Annotated in this window: 11 protein-coding genes and 1 pseudogene; 6 read left to right on the top strand and 6 right to left on the bottom strand. The window is 69.3% G+C overall.

Annotation, left to right across the window (positions count from 1 at the left end; all coding sequences use genetic code 11):
• The first annotated feature begins 14 nt into the window (after positions 1-14).
• A complete protein-coding gene (locus ACZ619_RS29055) occupies positions 15-2576 on the top strand; it encodes a CaiB/BaiF CoA-transferase family protein (RefSeq protein WP_469604933.1) in 2562 nt (853 codons plus the stop codon).
• Positions 2577-2600: 24 nt separating this feature from the next.
• Here the strand turns inward: ACZ619_RS29055 and ACZ619_RS29050 are convergent, their stop codons facing one another.
• From ACZ619_RS29050 to ACZ619_RS29040, 3 genes are all read right to left on the bottom strand, one after another.
• A complete protein-coding gene (locus ACZ619_RS29050; RefSeq protein WP_469604931.1) occupies positions 2601-3284 on the bottom strand; it encodes a TetR/AcrR family transcriptional regulator in 684 nt (227 codons plus the stop codon).
• Between the two features lie 787 nt (positions 3285-4071).
• Positions 4072-5406 carry an MmgE/PrpD family protein gene (locus ACZ619_RS29045; RefSeq protein ID WP_469604930.1) on the bottom strand — a complete coding sequence of 445 codons (1335 nt, stop codon included), beginning with the start codon at positions 5404-5406 and terminating at the stop codon, positions 4072-4074.
• 160 nt (positions 5407-5566) lie between these two features.
• A complete protein-coding gene (locus ACZ619_RS29040) occupies positions 5567-7174 on the bottom strand; it encodes an MFS transporter (RefSeq protein WP_469604927.1) in 1608 nt (535 codons plus the stop codon).
• A gap of 531 nt (positions 7175-7705) precedes the next feature.
• Here ACZ619_RS29040 and ACZ619_RS29035 point away from each other — a divergent pair.
• On the top strand, positions 7706-8551 hold the full coding sequence (locus tag ACZ619_RS29035) for an SDR family NAD(P)-dependent oxidoreductase (RefSeq protein ID WP_469604924.1): 846 nt from the start codon (positions 7706-7708) through the stop codon (positions 8549-8551).
• Between the two features lie 306 nt (positions 8552-8857).
• On the top strand, positions 8858-9883 hold the full coding sequence (locus ACZ619_RS29030) for an SMP-30/gluconolactonase/LRE family protein (protein WP_469604922.1): 1026 nt from the start codon (positions 8858-8860) through the stop codon (positions 9881-9883).
• Positions 9884-10455: 572 nt separating this feature from the next.
• Here ACZ619_RS29030 and ACZ619_RS29025 read toward each other — a convergent pair.
• Together ACZ619_RS29025 and ACZ619_RS29020 are read right to left on the bottom strand one after the other, a co-directional pair.
• Complete coding sequence (locus ACZ619_RS29025) at positions 10456-10947, bottom strand: CarD family transcriptional regulator (RefSeq protein WP_469604919.1); 492 nt, start codon at positions 10945-10947, stop codon at positions 10456-10458.
• 59 nt (positions 10948-11006) lie between these two features.
• A protein-coding gene (locus ACZ619_RS29020; protein WP_469604917.1) for an IS5 family transposase occupies positions 11007-11824 on the bottom strand; the annotation gives its coding sequence in 2 pieces (ribosomal slippage) (positions 11007-11482 and positions 11482-11824; 819 coding nt in all).
• Between the two features lie 234 nt (positions 11825-12058).
• Between ACZ619_RS29020 and ACZ619_RS29015 the strand changes: the two genes are divergently transcribed.
• The 3 genes from ACZ619_RS29015 (at position 12059) to ACZ619_RS29005 (ending at position 15401) form a co-directional block, all read left to right on the top strand.
• Positions 12059-13561: an MFS transporter gene (locus ACZ619_RS29015; protein WP_469604914.1), complete on the top strand. Its 1503-nt coding sequence runs from the start codon at positions 12059-12061 to the stop codon at positions 13559-13561.
• A gap of 13 nt (positions 13562-13574) precedes the next feature.
• Complete coding sequence (locus tag ACZ619_RS29010; RefSeq protein WP_469604912.1) at positions 13575-14150, top strand: TetR/AcrR family transcriptional regulator; 576 nt, start codon at positions 13575-13577, stop codon at positions 14148-14150.
• A 657-nt stretch (positions 14151-14807) separates the two neighbouring features.
• Complete coding sequence (locus tag ACZ619_RS29005; RefSeq protein WP_469604909.1) at positions 14808-15401, top strand: TetR/AcrR family transcriptional regulator; 594 nt, start codon at positions 14808-14810, stop codon at positions 15399-15401.
• 25 nt (positions 15402-15426) lie between these two features.
• Here the strand turns inward: ACZ619_RS29005 and ACZ619_RS29000 are convergent.
• Positions 15427-16433: pseudogene (locus tag ACZ619_RS29000) on the bottom strand (SMP-30/gluconolactonase/LRE family protein); the annotation flags it as partial.
• Positions 16434-16477 lie beyond the last annotated feature (44 nt).

Here is a 16477-nt window from a genome sequence, read left to right as displayed (position 1 = left end):
AAGTGGAGTCGAGGATGCACGCACCACACCTCCCGGGTCCGTCGGCCGCGCCCGGACCGCTCAGCGGGCTGCGCGTCGTCGAACTCGGCGACGAGACCGGCGAGTACGCGGCCCTGCTGCTCGCCGGCCTCGGCGCCGACGTGGTCAAGGTCGAACCGCCGGAAGGCTGCCCCAGCCGACGCATCGGACCGTTCCACGAGGACCGTCCCGGCCCTGAGCGGTCCCTGCACTTCTGGTCCTACAACCGGGGCAAGGCCTCCGTGGTCCTGGACCTGGACACCGCTGCCGGGACCGAGCGGCTGCGCCGGTTGCTGGCGTCGGCCGACGTCCTGGTCGACTCCGGCCCGCGCGGATTCCTCGCCGGGCACGGCATCCACCCGGACCGGTTCGACCACCTCGTCCACGGCCGCATCACACCGTTCGGCGACACCGGTCCCTGGGCCCATTACAAGGCATCGGACCTGGTGTCGCTGGCACTGGGCGGCGTCCCGATGAACTGCGGCTACGACCCGCAGCCGGACATGGCGTACGACCTGCCGCCGATCGCGCCGCAGGTGTGGCACTCGCTCCACATCGGAGGCGAGCACCTTGCCATGGGCGTCCTGGCCGCGCTGATCAGCCGGCAGCGCACCGGCCGCGGGCAGCAGGTCGGCGTCGCCGTGCACGAGGCCGTCGCCAAGAACACGGAACTGGACGTCACCAACTGGGTGATGCTCCGGCAGGAGCTCTACCGGCAGACCTGTCGGCACGCCAGCCCGCAGATCACCCCGCCGTCGATCGCCCAGAGCAAGGACGGCCGCTGGCTGCTGGCGATGTCGCTCGGCGCACGCGACGGGGACAGGCTGCGCCCGTTCATGGCGAAGTACGGCCTGGCCGACGGCCTGCCCCAGCCCGGCGACGAGAAGACGGAGACCGTCCGCGCGATCGGCGGCTCGACCGCGGACGCGACCTCGGCCACGGAGATCGTCCAACGCCTGACCCGCCGGTTCACCTACGACAACCTGCCATGGCGGGAGGCACAGGCGGACGGATTGTTCTGGGCGCCGGTGCGCAAGCCGCACGAGAACGCCGAGGACAGCCACTGGCTGGGGCGCGGCGCCTTCGCCGATGTCGACCACCCCGAACTGGGCCGTGCCTTCCGCTACCCGGTCAGCAAGTGGATCTCCACGAGGGGCTCGTGGCGGCCCGGCAGGCGCGCCCCCCTGCTCGGCGAGGACAACGCCCTGCTCGACGAGCGGCCACCCGCGCGCACCAACCCGCGCCGCACGTACGCCGAGACGCCGCCGGCGCTGTCCGCGCACGGGAAGCCCTTCCCCCTGCAGGGGGTCCGCATCCTGGACTTCACCTGGTTCCTGGCGTCCGCGGGCGCCACGCGGTTCCTCGCGTCCATGGGGGCGGACGTCCTCAAGATCGAGTGGCGGACCCATCCGGACACCGGTCGCGGCTTCACCGTGCCCGAGGGCGGACGGGCGGCCCGGGACCGGGCGACGGGGCCGTTGAAGTCCCTGCGCGACCCGGCGATCGGAGGACAGTTCAACAACAAGAACCCGGGCAAGCGCGGCCTGTCGCTCAACGTGGCGGACCCGCGGGGACTGGAGATCGCCAAGGCCCTGGTGCCCCGGTGCGACATCGTCGCCGAGGGTTTCTCGCCCGGCGTCCTCGAACGCTGGGGCCTGGGCTACGACGTGCTCAGGGAGCTGCGCCCGGACATCATCTACGTCAAGCAGTCCGGGCTGGGGGCGATCGGCGAGTACGGGCGTTTCCGCTGTCTGGGGCCGATAGCGGGCGCGCTGTCGGGGGTGTCCGAGATGAGCGGCATCCCTGAGCCGGCTCCGCCCGCCGGGTGGGGCTACTCCTACCTGGACTGGTTCGGGGCGTACTCCATGGCGCTGTCGATGCTGTCGGCGCTCTACCACCGGGACGAGACCGGCGAAGGCCAGTGGATCGACGCCTCGCAGACGGAGGCCGGCATCCTGCTGACCCAGATCCCGGTGCTGGACCACTCGGCCAACGGCCGCACGTGGCAGCGGTTCGGCAACCGGTCGCCGTTCAAGCCGGCCGCCCCGCACGGGATCTACCGGTGCGCGGGAGACGACCGGTGGATCGCGATCGCGTGCTTCACCGACGAGGAGTGGACCGCGCTGGCCGGGACCGCCGGACGGCCGGAGTGGACCGAGGACCCGCGCTTCTCCTCCCTGGAGGGCCGGCTGGCGCACCAGGACCGGCTCGACACGCTGGTCGAGTCCTGGAGCCGTGACCAGGACGCCTACGCGCTGATGGACGCGCTGCAGACCGCCGGGGTCGCGGCGGGGGTGTGCCAATCGGCGCAGGACCGCTGCGAACGCGACGGCCAGCTCCGGCATCTGGAGTGGCTCACCGAGCTGGAGAGCACCAAGCTGGGCCGCTGGCCGGTGGCGGAGACCTCGATCCGGCTGTCGCGGACCCCTGTCCACGCGGGTGGTCCGACCGGCCGTGGGGCGCCGCTGTACGGCGAGGACACCGCTCATGTCCTCACCGAGCTGCTGGGCATCGACGAGGACGAGATAGCGAAGCTGGCCGCCGCCGACGTCATCTGACGGGACGCGACGTCTCCGGGACCGTCAGTCGGCGGTCCCGGAGACGCGCTGCCGCAGAGTCGACCAGAGGATGTCCGTCATCGCGGTGACCTGGACCTTGACGGTCCGGGGGAACGGGCGGGTGCCGAACTCGTAGTACATGAACCGGTAGGTGAGAACCTCCAGCATCGTCAGCTTCGTCCTGGCGATCTGCCGGTCGCGGCCTCGGAACTGGCTCAGATATTTCGGGAAGGCGCGGTCGACCGTGCTGTGCATGGACGGCAGGATCGGGCCGAAGGCCTCCGGTTCCGCCGCCTCGGCCTGGATCAGCGCGGTGAGCAGCCGGGCGTTCTCCCGCCAGTGCTCGAAGAGCACCGTGACGACTTCCTCGACCTGGCCGCGTGTGATGTCGCCGAGGCCGTCGAGTCGCCCGTACAGCGTCGGGGCCCAGTCACGCAGCCCCGATGCCGCCTCCGCGAGGAGCGAGGTCTTGCTGTCGAAGTGGAGGTAGAACGTCGCCCGGCTGACCTGCGCGGTCCGCGCGATGTCGTCCACGGTTGTCGCGGCGTAGCCCTTCTCGGCGAACACCGTGAGGCCGGCGTCGATCAGCAGCCGGCCGGTGAGCAGACGTTGTTCGTCGCGCAGAGTGGTGTGCTTCTTCTCGCGCAAGGCCTGGCGGGCGCTGGTCCGGCGCTCAGACGCGGTACCCCGTGCCTGCCCCTCGCTCACAGCACCTCGCCTCTGATGTCGCCGTCACCGCCGAGCCCGTGCAGCACGTCCGCCCCGCGATGCTACACGCTCCTCAGGACGGTCACCTGGTGAAACAGGGGACCGCACGCGCCCAGGCGTGGGACCGTGGCCGAGCCCACGTCCGAACGGATCGTGCCGGTGTCTCGGCACCCGTCCGCTGACCTCGCCAGGTGTTCCCACTGCCGCCAGTGTGCCAGACGCCGCTCCGCGGCCGGTAGCACCGTGTCGTGGAGCGGCACTCGACAGCAGCATCCGGCTCGGCGGCTCCGGAGCGTCGAGGTAACCCGGTGAGCTCGCCCGCCGGCGCTTCGGTGAGACCTTCCAGCGCCCATGTGGAGGCGTGGTACAGCCCTGTGCCGGGGAAGGCGAGATGGCGCCGCCCATGCTGGAGATCCGGAGGATGTGCCCGTGCCCTGGGCGCGCCTGAGCGGGACGACGCCCTGGGGCCCAGAGGGCTCCGAAGACGTCGCTCTCGAACTGGCCCCGGCCTTCGGCCTCGGTGACCTCTTCGACGTGGCCGAACCGGCCGCGGCCGGCGTTGTCGACCGTCACATCGATGCTCCCGCAGTTCCGCGCGCGCCCAACCCACCGCCCGCAGGACGACCGCCTCCCGGCCGGTGACATCCGGCTGAAGGGGCGGCACCGGGTCGCCGAACTCCTCCGTCAGGTCCCGCGGGGCCCCCGCGTCGCGTGCGGTGGCGGCGGCGCGTTCCCCGCGCCGGAGCGCGGCCCCGGTCGATGCTCCCCCCGTCCACTCTGCGGGGCGTCACTCTTTCTTCGCGGTGAGGTCGGACAGTTCGCGGATCGACCGGAGGGAGTCCATTCCCCGTACCGCGTCGGCCAGTTCGTCCGCGCGGCCCGCGCCAAGCACCGGTGCGACCAGGTCGATGAACTTCGAGTGCAGCATCTCCCACTGACGCGGAAGCTCGGAGTCGGGTTTCACGACGAGAGTGTCCACGCAGGCCTCCAGCGTCCTGCCGTCGGTGAGGTGTACCTTCACCTCGGTCGGCGACCCCACGTGGGCGACCCTCGGGGTGGGAATGACCTCGACGCGCTCGCGCAGTGCCACCATGGCGGGATCCTGAACCCGGCTGTCGGTGAACGCGCTCGGCCCGGTCTCGCTGCCGACCAGGGCGAGGGTGGCGGCGTAGCGGACGCTGAACATCCCCTCCAGCCCGGTGCTGGGTTCGGGGATCCCGCAGACCTCCGGTGTCCCCTCGGAGACGAACAGTTCGACCTTGTCGACGTCGTCCGTGGTGAACGGGGTCTGCCGCATGAGTGTCTGTAAGCCCTCGATGGCCGAGTGGGTGCCGCCGCAGGCCGCGTGGGGCTTGAACATGATCAGCTCGACTCCGAGCCGGTCCTGCAGCGAGGCCGCGGGCCGTGTGGGGTCGAACTGCTCGTAGGTGGCGTTGTGTGCCGTGGCGAAGCCCTGCGGCGACTCGATGACGTTGGTCGCTCCGGTGTAGCCGGCCTCGGCCAGCCGGGCGGACAGGACTCCGACGGCAGCGGCGTTGCCGGCGTTGAGGTGCTTCGCCATGGTGCCGAAGCTGGCCTTGAGCCCCGCTGCCTGGGTCGCCGCGATGCCGAGCGCCCGTTGCATGCGCAGGGCGTCCAGTCCGAGCAGCCGCCCGGCGCCGAGGGCGGCGCCGAGGGCTCCGAACGTTCCGGTGCAGTGGAAGCCGCGGCCGTAGGAGAAGTTGCCGCAGGCGGCGGAGACCAGCTTCATGGTCTCGTAGCCGTAGAGGATCGCCTCCACGGTCTGCGCGCCGCTCGCCCCGACCTCCTCCGCCACGGCGAAGACCGCGGGCAGGACGACGACCGACGGGTGACCGCCGATGCCCATGTCGTCGTAGTCCATGGCGTGCCCGGCGATGCCGCCGACGAGCGCCGCCTGTCGTGCGGTGAGCCGGTGCTGCGAGCCGGGCACGTGCGCGACGGGCCGGCCGCCCTCGGCAAGGCACACCTGCTGGGAGACACGGGCCGACTCCTGCTGGGCGCCGGCGATGGTGACGCCGAGCCAGTCGAGCACGGCGTGCCGAGTGCGCTCCAGAACGGGGGCGGACAGCCCGCGCGCCGGTATCCCTCCGATCTCGGACACGACGTGTGCCGTGAAACCGGATCCCGGTTCCGCCCTGTCGGAGGCGGTACCGACCTTCTCTGTCATGTGCTGCCCTTTCATACGGAGATTGCCACCGAACTGCGGGTCGGCGGGACTCGGAGGTCATCCCTCCGGGCCCGGCCGGCCCGCCATGGGTCCATCAGGGATGCTCGATCGCCGAGGGCGTGTCCGGGGCGGCCGCCGCCTCGACGAGTTTCCGCTCCTCGTCCCGGGCCGTCCTGTCGGCCTTGGGAACGCGCCTGCCGTGCGGTATGAACAGGGCCGCCGCCAGCCCGGCCACACCGATCGCGCCGGTGATGAGGTAGGCGGTGGTGAAGCCGTGCGCCGTATAGGTGGGGACGCCGCTGCTGACCGAGGCGACCGAATGGGACAGCACGACGAAGACCACCTGGGAGATGACGCCGGCCGCGATGCCCGCCGCGGCTCCCTTCATTCCCAGTGCCACACCGCGCTGGTCCTCCGGAGTCGCGAGCAGGACGAGGCACATGGCCGCGGTCTGGTGCATGTTGGCCAGTCCGAACAGGGCGGCCACGGTGATGACGAATGCCGGCGGCGCGCTCAGGTTCAGGCCCAGCGTGAGGATGGGGACGACCCAGAAGATCCCGGCCATGACCATGTGATTGCGGTAGCCGATCGACCGCGCGGTCAGTCCCACGAACACACCGGCGAGCACTCCGACCAGTCCGGCGGGGGCCGACCAGAGACCGATCTGGAACGACGACAGGCCGTATCCGTAGCTGGTGGTCTGCTTCGGCGCCGCCCAGTGCAGGGCGAACAGGTAGTTCATCGTGTAGGAAACGCCGTTGAAGACGAGGAACGCGGCCATCGGCAGCAGGACGGCGCGCCGGGACAGCAGTCTGACGCTGATGAGGGGGGCTGCGACGCGGCTCTGCCGCAGCCACCACACGCACGCCGCGACGGCGCCGGTCACCAGGGAGGTACCCGTGTGCGGGCTGAACCCGGTGTCGGGCAGCCGCGTGATCCCCCAGAGCAGCCCGGCCACCGCGACGGCGAGCAGTGCCGCGCCGAGGTAGTCCACCCCGGAGCGGATACGGAGCGGAGTCTCCGGCACCAGCGCGAGCATGATGAGCGGAGTCACCAGGCAGACGGCCATGTTGAGGAGGAAGACGGATCGCAGGCCCCAGGCGTCGGTCAGCCAACCGGACAGCAGCGGACCGCCGACGACCATCAGCCCGACACCGTTCGTCGCGAGCCCGATGACGAGGGCACGCATCCGGACGGGAAACACTTCCCGCATCAGCGCCACGGTGAGCGGCAGGAACGCGGTCGAAGCCCCCATCAGGGCGCGACCGATCAGCAGCCACGAGAACGTGGGAGCGAGTACGCAGACGAGACTGCCCGCAGCCGCGACGCCCGCACCGACGGCGAGGATCTTCCGCTTGCCGTAGACGTCCCCCAGCTTGGTCAGCAGCGGGGCCATGACCGCCGAGGCGAGGGTGAAGACGGTCAGCATCCAGACCACCTGGGCGGTGTGGAACTGGATCGCGACATCGGAGAGGACCGGGGTGTACAGCACCACGGACAGAGCCGACTGCTCGCTGAGAAGGATCAGTGCGGCGGCCGAGGCCGCCCAGTACACGGCGGACGCGTGCGTGTGCTTGGCCCGCAGTTTCTCTTCGAAATCGGCGACGACGAAGGTGCCCTTGATCACCGTCACCGGGTCAACGGTCTCGATGCCGAGTCCGTTGTCGTCGTTGTGCCTGTCTGGTTCTGACCGTGCCATCATCACGGGGGAACCTCCTGAACGCCGTGGTGGCGAAGAGCGAGGATGAAGCGCCCGTCCGAGCAGCCGACAGGGCACGAGCGGGTGCCGGTGCCGGCGGGGTCACGCGAAGAAGGAATCGAGCGGGGCTCGGTGGAGGCGTGCGGGGGAGAGACCAGGATCAGCGACGTCCGGTCCGAAGTCTCTCGGAACCTACTGCCATTCGCTGGTCACTGTAACTACCCGAGACATGCTGTCAACATCCATTGCGATATGACTTTTCGGTAGACACAGTGATGAGGGACTTTCGCCTCCCCCGGACGGCCGGTCGGCGTGCGGCCGACGCGGCGACTCGGCAATCAATGTGTCTACTGAAAATTCCACGTGTCATCAAGCTTGTCACTCAGTGGCGGGCGACCCTACTGTGAGGAGACGTCAGATTCTGTGACGCCCTCGCTGCCGCTCAGGGGCGGCCGGCGTTTCGGCCGGCACATCGTGCCCGCGAAGAGGCGCATTGTGCCCTGAATTCCCCGCTCACGAATCTCAGGAGTCTCCATGGATGCGAACCTGTCCGCGCCATGCCCGGAACTCGAGGGCAAGACGGTGTTCATCTCGGGCGCGGGCGGCGGAATGGGCCGTGCGCTCACCGCGGCCGTGCTCGAGAAGGGTGGCAACGTCGTCTCGCTGGAGATCAGCGAGGAGAGCGTCAAGGCGGCACTCGCGGACTTCGACGCCGGCGACCGGCTGGTGTTCCACCGAGGATCGGTGACGGTCAAGGCCGACGTCGAGGCTGCCTTCACGCTCGCGGCGGAACGGTTCGGCACGGTGCATCATCTCGTCAACTGCGCCGGGGTCGCGCCGATGTCACTCGTCACGGACACGTCCGAGGAAGAGTGGGACTGGGTGGTCGACACCTGCATGAAGGGGCCGTTCCTGTGCACCCAGGCCTTCGCCCGGCAGGCGATCGCCGGCCACCCCGCGGAGTGCACGATCGTCAACATCTCCTCGCTCAACGCCGTGGTGGTCGCGGACGGCATCGGCGCCTACTGCGCGGCCAAGGCCGGGCTCAAGACACTGGGCGAGGTCTGGGCCGCGGAGCTGGGCGGCCACGGCATCCGGGTCAACACGATCGGTCCGGGTACGACGGTCACCCCGATGTCGGTGATGGCACGTGAGGGAGCGTTCGGGCAGTCGTTCCTCGACCGCACGCTGCTGCAGCCGGCCCGCCACCAAGAGGCGTCCGACATCGCGGATGTGGCCCTGTGGCTGATGTCTCCGGCGTCACAACGGATCACGGGGCACTTCATCCCCGTCGACGGCGGCCAGCACGTGCGCGGGCTCTTCTCCTACTGGGAGGCGGCGACCAAGCAGTTCGGCGCCGCGAGTGCGCACAGCGGCTGACCCCGCCTCACGAGGCGCCGCCCGGCGCCGAAACGAACCGGTCCGCACCTCATGCGGGCGGACACGGACGCGACCCGTCGGGGGAAGCGTTTGAGGCTGCGTCATGGGGGCCTCGATCCCGAGTGTCCGCCGTCGTATCGACATCGAGGGTGCTCGGAACAGCGACCGCTCAACCGGTGTCGGAGTCGAGCGGCCACGGTTACTGAAGCAACAACCGGACATCGCCATCCGGTTGGGGGCGAGCCGTCCGCCGTACCCGGCCCCGGCAAAGAGCCCCGCCCACAACGGACACGAAGGGTGCTCTCCGTGCGCAGACCCCCGAACCGACCCCTTGTCGTGCTCGCCGTGATCGGCGCACTGGCCTTGACCGGATGCGGTACGGAAACGAGAACGGCCGCCTCCAGCGGCGCGGCGGACTCCGCCGGCACAGGGCGCGTCATCGCCGCCCGCGACGTGATGCAGGTGTCGACGCCGGACGAGGACACCGGGACGCCGATGCTGGAGGGCGGGGTCTTCGACAAGGACGGCGAACTGCTCGTCGTCGACGTCAGCGCGGCCGCCGGCAAGCCCAAGGTGCTGCGCGTCGACGTCCGCGCGAAGACCTCGCGGCAGGTCTTCACCGACAGCCGCGGGATCTACACCTCGGTCCAGATCAGCCCGTACGACGGACGGCTCTACCTGACCGACTTCGCCCACGGCGAGATCATCAGCCTCGCCCCCGACGGCAGCGATCCACGGACCTTCTTCACCGGCGACGTCGACGGAGCCCCGATGAACCCGGACGACATCACCTTCGACCAGGCGGGCAACCTGTACATCACCGACTCACGCGGCTACACCGAAGGCAAGGACCAGGGACGCGTGGTGGGCATCGACCGCGACGGCCGCAACCCCACCGTCCTGGCGGACAAGCTGGCCGCGCCGAACGGCATCTCGTTCGATCCCGACTACCGCGGCCTGTGGTTCAGCGAACTCACCCAGAACAGAATCTCCTACCTCCAACTGGGCTCGGACGGCACCGTGACCGCCCGCCACACCGCCATCCGCGTCGACGGCGGCCTCGCCCAGACGGACTCGATCGCCGTGGACGCGGACGGCAACCTCTACCAGGCCCTGTACGGCCGCCCCGCACTGGCCGTGTACAACCGGTACGGCGACCGCCTGGCAACCGTCGAGGTCCCCGCCGGCACCAAAGGGGTGGACTCGGTGACGAACCTCGCGATCACACCTGGCGGAACGGCCGCCTACATGACCGTCAGCGGGTCCTCCGGCGGCTACGTGTACAGTTTCCGGGCCCTCGCGAAAGGCATCCGGCAGTCCAACGGCGGCTGACACCAGCCGCGCGCTCACCCCGGGAACGACCGCACCGGTCGCACCTCGACGCGGAGCGACCGCCAGGCCGCTGGCGCCCGACGCCTTCGATGCGGGCAGGCACGGCACGTGCCTCGGACACGTCGGCACGATCCGCCGATCGGTTCACCGACGCCCGCTGGAACGCGAGATCGGGTGGCCTAGGAGGTACCCGAGAAGGCGAAAGGACACGGTGCGGCTGCCTCTCGGCACCGCCGGACAAGGGTCCGGACGTAGATGGCGGCGTCCGCCCGCCACTGCCGTGCTCACGACCCGCAAGGCTCGGCCACCGCCGAACCTTGCGGATTCAGCGAGCTGTACCAGTTCTGGCGTCTTGCTTCGAGCGCGAGTTCGGTCCGAGGCAGTTCCATTCCGGCTCACACGCAACGCATATGAACGGCAAGTTTCCCGCGCGTATGCGGCAGCCTCGAACGAAATCGCAATCGACAGCCGGAACGCGGCCTCAAGAGGTTCGCCCAGACCGGATTCCGGACAGAGGCGATCGATCAGGCCCGAAGTGGCGGTCGCCGACGGCAGGGGCATACCTTGCCGCGTCAGCCGGCGAGACCGAGTTCCTCGTCGAGTCTCTCCGCCGCGTCCTCCGCACTGATATCGAGGGCCAGCGCTATCTCTGCCTCAACGGCATGCCGGGCCCTGTCGAGGAGCTTCTTCTCGCCGTGCGAGATGTAGCCGTCGGCCCCGCGCTTCGCAAGGTTCCGTACGACCTCGGCGACCAGGTGGGCTTCGCCGCTCATGATCCGCTGCTCGTTGTCCTTGAAGCGGCGCGACCAGTTGCGCAACTCCTCGGTCGGACCACTGCGAAGCACCTTGAACAACAGGTCGATGTCGGACTCATCCATGGCTGGACGCACGCCGACGATCTCAAGGTTCTCGACGGGAATTTCAATGGTCATGGTGTCTCCGGACACCTGCATGACCGTATAAACGACCTCGGTTCCGTCCTGGAGCCGACTGCTCGTCCCGGAGATCTCGACCACGCCATGACGTGGATGAATGAACCTTTTTCCAACCCTGGTTTCGATCACGGGCTCTTCTTCTCGGACAGCATGATTGAACCGCGGACACCGGTGAATTAGACCGTGTCCTACGTGGTGAGGCGGACGAGTCGTTTGAAGCAGCAGATGGCGGCGGCGAGGCCGAGAAAGGCCAGGTAGTTGCGGGGATCGCGTTCGTAGCGTGGGCTGAGTCGGCGGTAGCCGGACAGCCACGACATGGTGCGTTCGATCACCCAGCGGCGGCGGCCCAATCGTTCGCTGGACTCGATGCCTTTGCGTGCGATCCGGACTCCGATGCATTTGCCGCGTAACCATTTCCGCAGGTCGGCCCGGTCGTAGGCTTTGTCCGCGTGCAGGCGCTGGGGCTTGAAGTGGCGGCCGCGGTGGGGGTCGTGTCTCGTTTGGTGACCCTCCACCATGGGCTTCAGCCCTTCGCTGTCGTGGGTGTTGCCGGCCGAGACGCCGACGAGGAGGGGCAGTCCGTTCGCGTCCGACAGGATGTGCATCTTGGAACCCGGCTTGCCTCGGTCCACGGGGCTCGGACCTGTGTGTTCGCCCCCCTTTTAGCCCTGACGTGGGCAGTGTCGAGGACAACGCGGGTGACGTCGATGAGGCCGGCGTCGTCGAGCCGGTGCAGCACGGCCTCGTGCAGGCGGCCCCAGACACCGGCTCTCGACCAGATCAGGAACCGGCGGTGAGCCGTCGACTTCGATATCCCGAAACAGGGCGGCAGCTGGCGCCAGGCGCACCCGCTGACCAGGACGTAGATGATCGCCGCGAACAGCGTCTCATCTGGTGTGTCCTGCGTTCCGCCGCCCTGCGGCCGCACCCTCGACGGCGGGATCAGCGGCTTGGCGATCTCCCACAGCCCGTCCGGAACAATCCAACTCCACCTACCCCGCCCCATGACCGAACCAACGACGCCTCACCACGTAGGACACGGTCTTAGTCGACCCGGCGGCAGGTAATTGCGCCCAAGGGGTATCAGACTCATGCCTGGCCTGTCTCCCCGGCCCCCACAGCACCGACGAGAGCCCGGATCAGTGACGGGTGACGTCCCGCCCTTCTCTCCGCCCCGTTCGGTGATAGCCTCCGCGCACAAGTGGACCTCAAGGTCCGTTTCGCGGATTGGGGAGATCCTATGGACGAACCCGAACAGTCGGCCACCGAGCGAAGCGGCACCAACACTCTGCTCGTGCTGGCCGTGGCCACCGGGGCCTTCGCGCTGGCGCAGACGGCGCTGCTGCCGGGCATCGGCGTGCTGGGGAAGGACCTTGGGGCGTCCACGGCCGACGTGACGTGGGTGATGAGCGGTTACCTCATATCCGCGGCGATCCTCACCCCGGTGTTCGGACGCCTCGGCGACATGCTGGGCAAACGGCGGTTGCTGATCGTGTCGCTGGCGCTGTTCACAGCGGGCAGCGTGGCCGCGGCACTCGCCACCGGCATCTGGACGCTGGTGGCGGCCCGGGTCGTGTCCGGTGCGGGCGGTGGCTTGTTCCCGCTGGCCATGGCGATCATCAGCGACTCCTTACCGGCTTCGCGACGGCCCGGCGCGCTGGGGCTGATCTCCGCGATCGCCGGAATCGGTTCAGGCGCCGGTCTGTTGATGGGCGGTCTTCTGATCGACTACGCCTCCTGGCAGTGGATCTTCTGGATAGGAGCGATCAGCGCCGGCCTGGCGACGGTGGGAGCGCTACGGCTGCCGGACCGAGGAACGCGCACACCCGGCCGGGTCGACGTACTCGGCGTGCTGCTGCTGGCGATCGGGTTGACGGCCCCGCTTCTCGCGCTGACGCGAACCTCCGCATGGGGTTGGGGCGACGCCCGCACGCTGGGTCTGTTCGGCGCGGGCCTGGCCGTGCTGACCGTGTTCGTCTTCGTCGAGCGGCGCGTGGCCGAACCGCTGGTGGACATGCGGGTCCTGGGACGCCCGGCGGTCCTGATCACCAACCTGACCATGCTGCTGCTCGGATTCGGCATGTTCGGTGCGTTCATGCTCGTCCCGCAGCTCGCCCAGACCCCGAAGTCGGCCGGTTACGGCTTCGGACTGGACGCCACCGGCGCCGGGCTGCTCCTGGTGCCGGCATCCCTGGCCATGCTGGTGGCGGGCGGGACCGCGGGACGGCTTGTACAACGGTGCGGTCCGAAAAGGTTGTTGGCAGCCGGAGCCCTCATCGCAGCCGCGGGTCTGGCCGGACTGGGGGCCGAGCACGGATCACAGGGCGCGGTCACAGTCCTGGCCGTGATCGTATTCGTCGGTATCGGCTTCGGCATGGCGGCCATGCCCAACCTGATCATCGAGGCCGTTCCCCCGGAACGTGCCGGGGAGGCCACCGGCGTGAACGCGCTCGTACGCTCGGTCGGCTCGTCGCTGGGCTCCCAGGTGGTGGCGACCCTCCTGGCGGGCAGCGCAACCGCCGCCCGTCCGCTGCCCACCGATGGCGCCTACGCCCAGGCATTCCGGCTCGGGGCCGCGGCCATCACGGTCGCCGCAGTCGCGGCCGTGTTCATCCCGTACAAACGTCCCGCAGCCGACAGCGGGAAGGTTGCTGTCGGGACCCGGTCCGCCGCTCTGGACCACGGCTCTCCCCAACCACTCGCCTCTGCCCGCGACGTCTCTCAGGACGAACCGCGAGAGTAGAGTGCGTTCTCCAGTGCTTACACATGATCGGTCGCCGGATCCGGACGCGTGGGCGGACCGCCGCGCGGACGCCCGCCGCAACCACGAACGCATCATCACCGCCGCGATCGAGGTCTTCGCGGACCGGGGCCTGGACGCCACCGTCCCCGAGGTCGCCGCCCGGGCCGGGGTGGGCAAGGCCACCGTCTACCGCAGCTATCCCACGAAATCCGACCTGGTGGATGCCGTGGCTCGCCATCAGCTGACGTGGCTGACCGAGCGCATCGCATCCGCGGCTCGTGAGGCCGACGCGTTCGCCGCTCTGCGTCAACTGCTGATCGACATCTCCGAATGGCTGGCCGGCAACCGCATCATGTCCGAGATGCTGCCCCGAAGCCCGAGGTGGCACGCGCCGGACACCACGACCGACCTGCTGCTCGGCATCATCACGACCGCCCAACGACAAGGAGGTATTCGCCAGGACGTCACCCATCTCGACATCCACGTCCTCATGGGCGGCTATTCACGTGTCCTGTACGACATGGGCGTCCGCGACCCGGCCGAGTGGCGGCGCTACGCGATCCTCACGTTCAACGCGCTACGGGCCTGACAGGTCATCCGGAGGCAGCCAGGAATCGGACGGCTCGCTGACGCCGCCCCGGTCCGGTCGGCAAGGCCCGGTTCCGGCCACCGCATGCCGGGGCGTCCGACTCGCCGTCGAGAATCCGCCGGCCACTGGCGAAGGCTTCATCGACACTTCCCGGCCCCAGAGGACGGTACGTGACCTGATGTCCGTTTCGCTCCTTCGGGAGGGGAAGCGCGCCGGCTGCGGCGTCGCCGGGCGACTACGGCCGCGGCTGGGTGAACAGGCCTTGCTGGGTCTCGACCAGGATTCCGCGCCCGGTCAGCCGTTTGAGCTTCAGGCAGGTGTTGCTGATGTTGTTGGGTGCGATCTCCAGATCCATCGCCCGGCAGTTCCGGGGCCGACGGCGTCGGCGGGGACGGATCACGCAGAGCCAGCAGGGTCTTGCCGGTGATGCGGACCTCCTCGGCAAGCCGGTCGAACTCCTCCAACTGCGCGGCGATCTCGCGCCTAGGGCAACAGCGTGCACGCCCCGGACCGGCGCAGACGCCCACCTCGGGATCACCATCAGGACCGAGCCGAGGACCGCGGCGCACACCCCCTCGTATCCCTGTCGGGGCGTGCGACCCGGCAGCCGACGGGGTGACTGCGCCGGCCGCATCCTCCCGTCGCTATCCTCGCGATGTGATGGAGCGACCGCTTCCCGACGTGCGACGGCCCGCGAACGACGGGCCAAGGGCCGCTGCCCGCAACCGCGTCGCCCTGGTCGCCGCCGCGCGGGAGATCTACACCGAGTCAGGCCTGAAGGCACCGTTCTCCGCCATCGCACGGCGGGCCGGGGTCGGCCAGGGTGTGCTGTATCGGCACTTCCCGGACCGCGCATCCCTCGCGATCGCCGTACTGGAAGAGAACGTCCAGGAAATCGAACAGGCGGCGGCCGAGGACGACATGGGCATCGTCCGGCTTCTCGGCGTCCTGACCTGGCACCAGACGGCGTCGGCAGCGTTCGTCGGCATGCTGCACGCCGACGGGGAGGACGGCCACTCCGCCGCCCCCGCGTGTGCCTCCGCCCTGTCAGAGCGGGTCGAGTACGCCCTGCGCAGGCATCTGCCGGACAACCATCGGCTCGCCGCCCAGACCGCCGATCTCATGATCGCCGTCAGCATGGTCTCCAGTGCCGTCACCGGCCCCACTCGCGAGGAGAGGGAACACCGGGCGCTGGCGGCGTGGCGGCTGCTCGGTGTCGAAGTGGGACCGGTGCGCCCCTTCGAGGGGTGAAGAGGGGTGAACGGGCCCGGCGCCAGCCGCCGTTCGACCGACGGATGCCCTTCGCCAGTGCGTCGAAGGCGTATAGGAAACCCCCGTTCGTCCCGCTCACCGTCATGTACGCCGTGGTCCCATCGGGCGTGATGGCCACGTTGGTCGCCGACTCCAGGCCTTCGGCGTCGCGGGCGGGTACTTCGACGGTCGCCAGACACTCACCGTTCTAGCTGTACACGGCCATCGCGGGACTGCCGTGCAGCCCCTGGTAGGGGTTGCCCTCCCCGTCCACGGCGATCGAGTCGGTCTCCGCGATCCCGCCATCGACCTGGATGGCGGTGTGGCGTGACACAACGTCGCCCGCGCTGGCCAATCGCAGGTAGGTGATGCGGTTCTGCGTCAGTTCGCTGAACCAGAGTCCACGACAGCCGGCGTCGAACGAGATGCCGTTCGGCGCCGAGAGGCCGTCCGCCAGGACGGTGGCCTCGCGCCCGTACCGGTCAACGCACACCACGCGGCCCGTGGCCGTGCCGTCGGAAGGCCCGTGCGAGTCGCCGATGAAGAGGTTTCCCCGCTGATCGAAGTCGAGGTCGTCGGGGTTCATCTGTATTCCGTCGACCTCGCCGGAATAGAAGGTCCGCCGGTCACCACCGTCCGGAGCCAGCGACACGATCCCACCGTGGGGGCAGTCGGTCAGTAGATGCGCCCGTCGTACGGGCTGAACTGGGCGGACGTACAAGTGCCGCGGGCGTCGGTGTGGAACGTGCGAGCCGACTTCTTCCGGAGATCGACACGCAGCACCTTCGGCTCGCCGACCGGCGCCACGAGGTCCACGACGAGCAGTCCGCCGTCCTCCTCGAAGACCGGCCCTTCGAGCAGAGTCATGCCGGTCTGCTCGTGCGGCTGCGTCAGCTTCTCCACCTTGTACGCACGGACAGTCCTGCCTCCCACGGAGCCGACTGCCGCGCCCGTCGCGGAACCGCCTGTCCTCGTCCCGCACCCGGTGAGGGAGAGCATCCACAGCGCGGTGATCCCGGCGAAGCGGCGCATCGCGAGTTGGCGCACGTCGGTCACTCTTCCTGTCCGAAAGCGTG

The sequence above is a fragment of the Streptomyces sp. NPDC104367 genome (genome assembly GCF_055583825.1).
The sequence above is the reverse complement of the archived record's forward strand: the minus strand, read 5'-3'. Positions and strand labels throughout refer to the sequence as shown.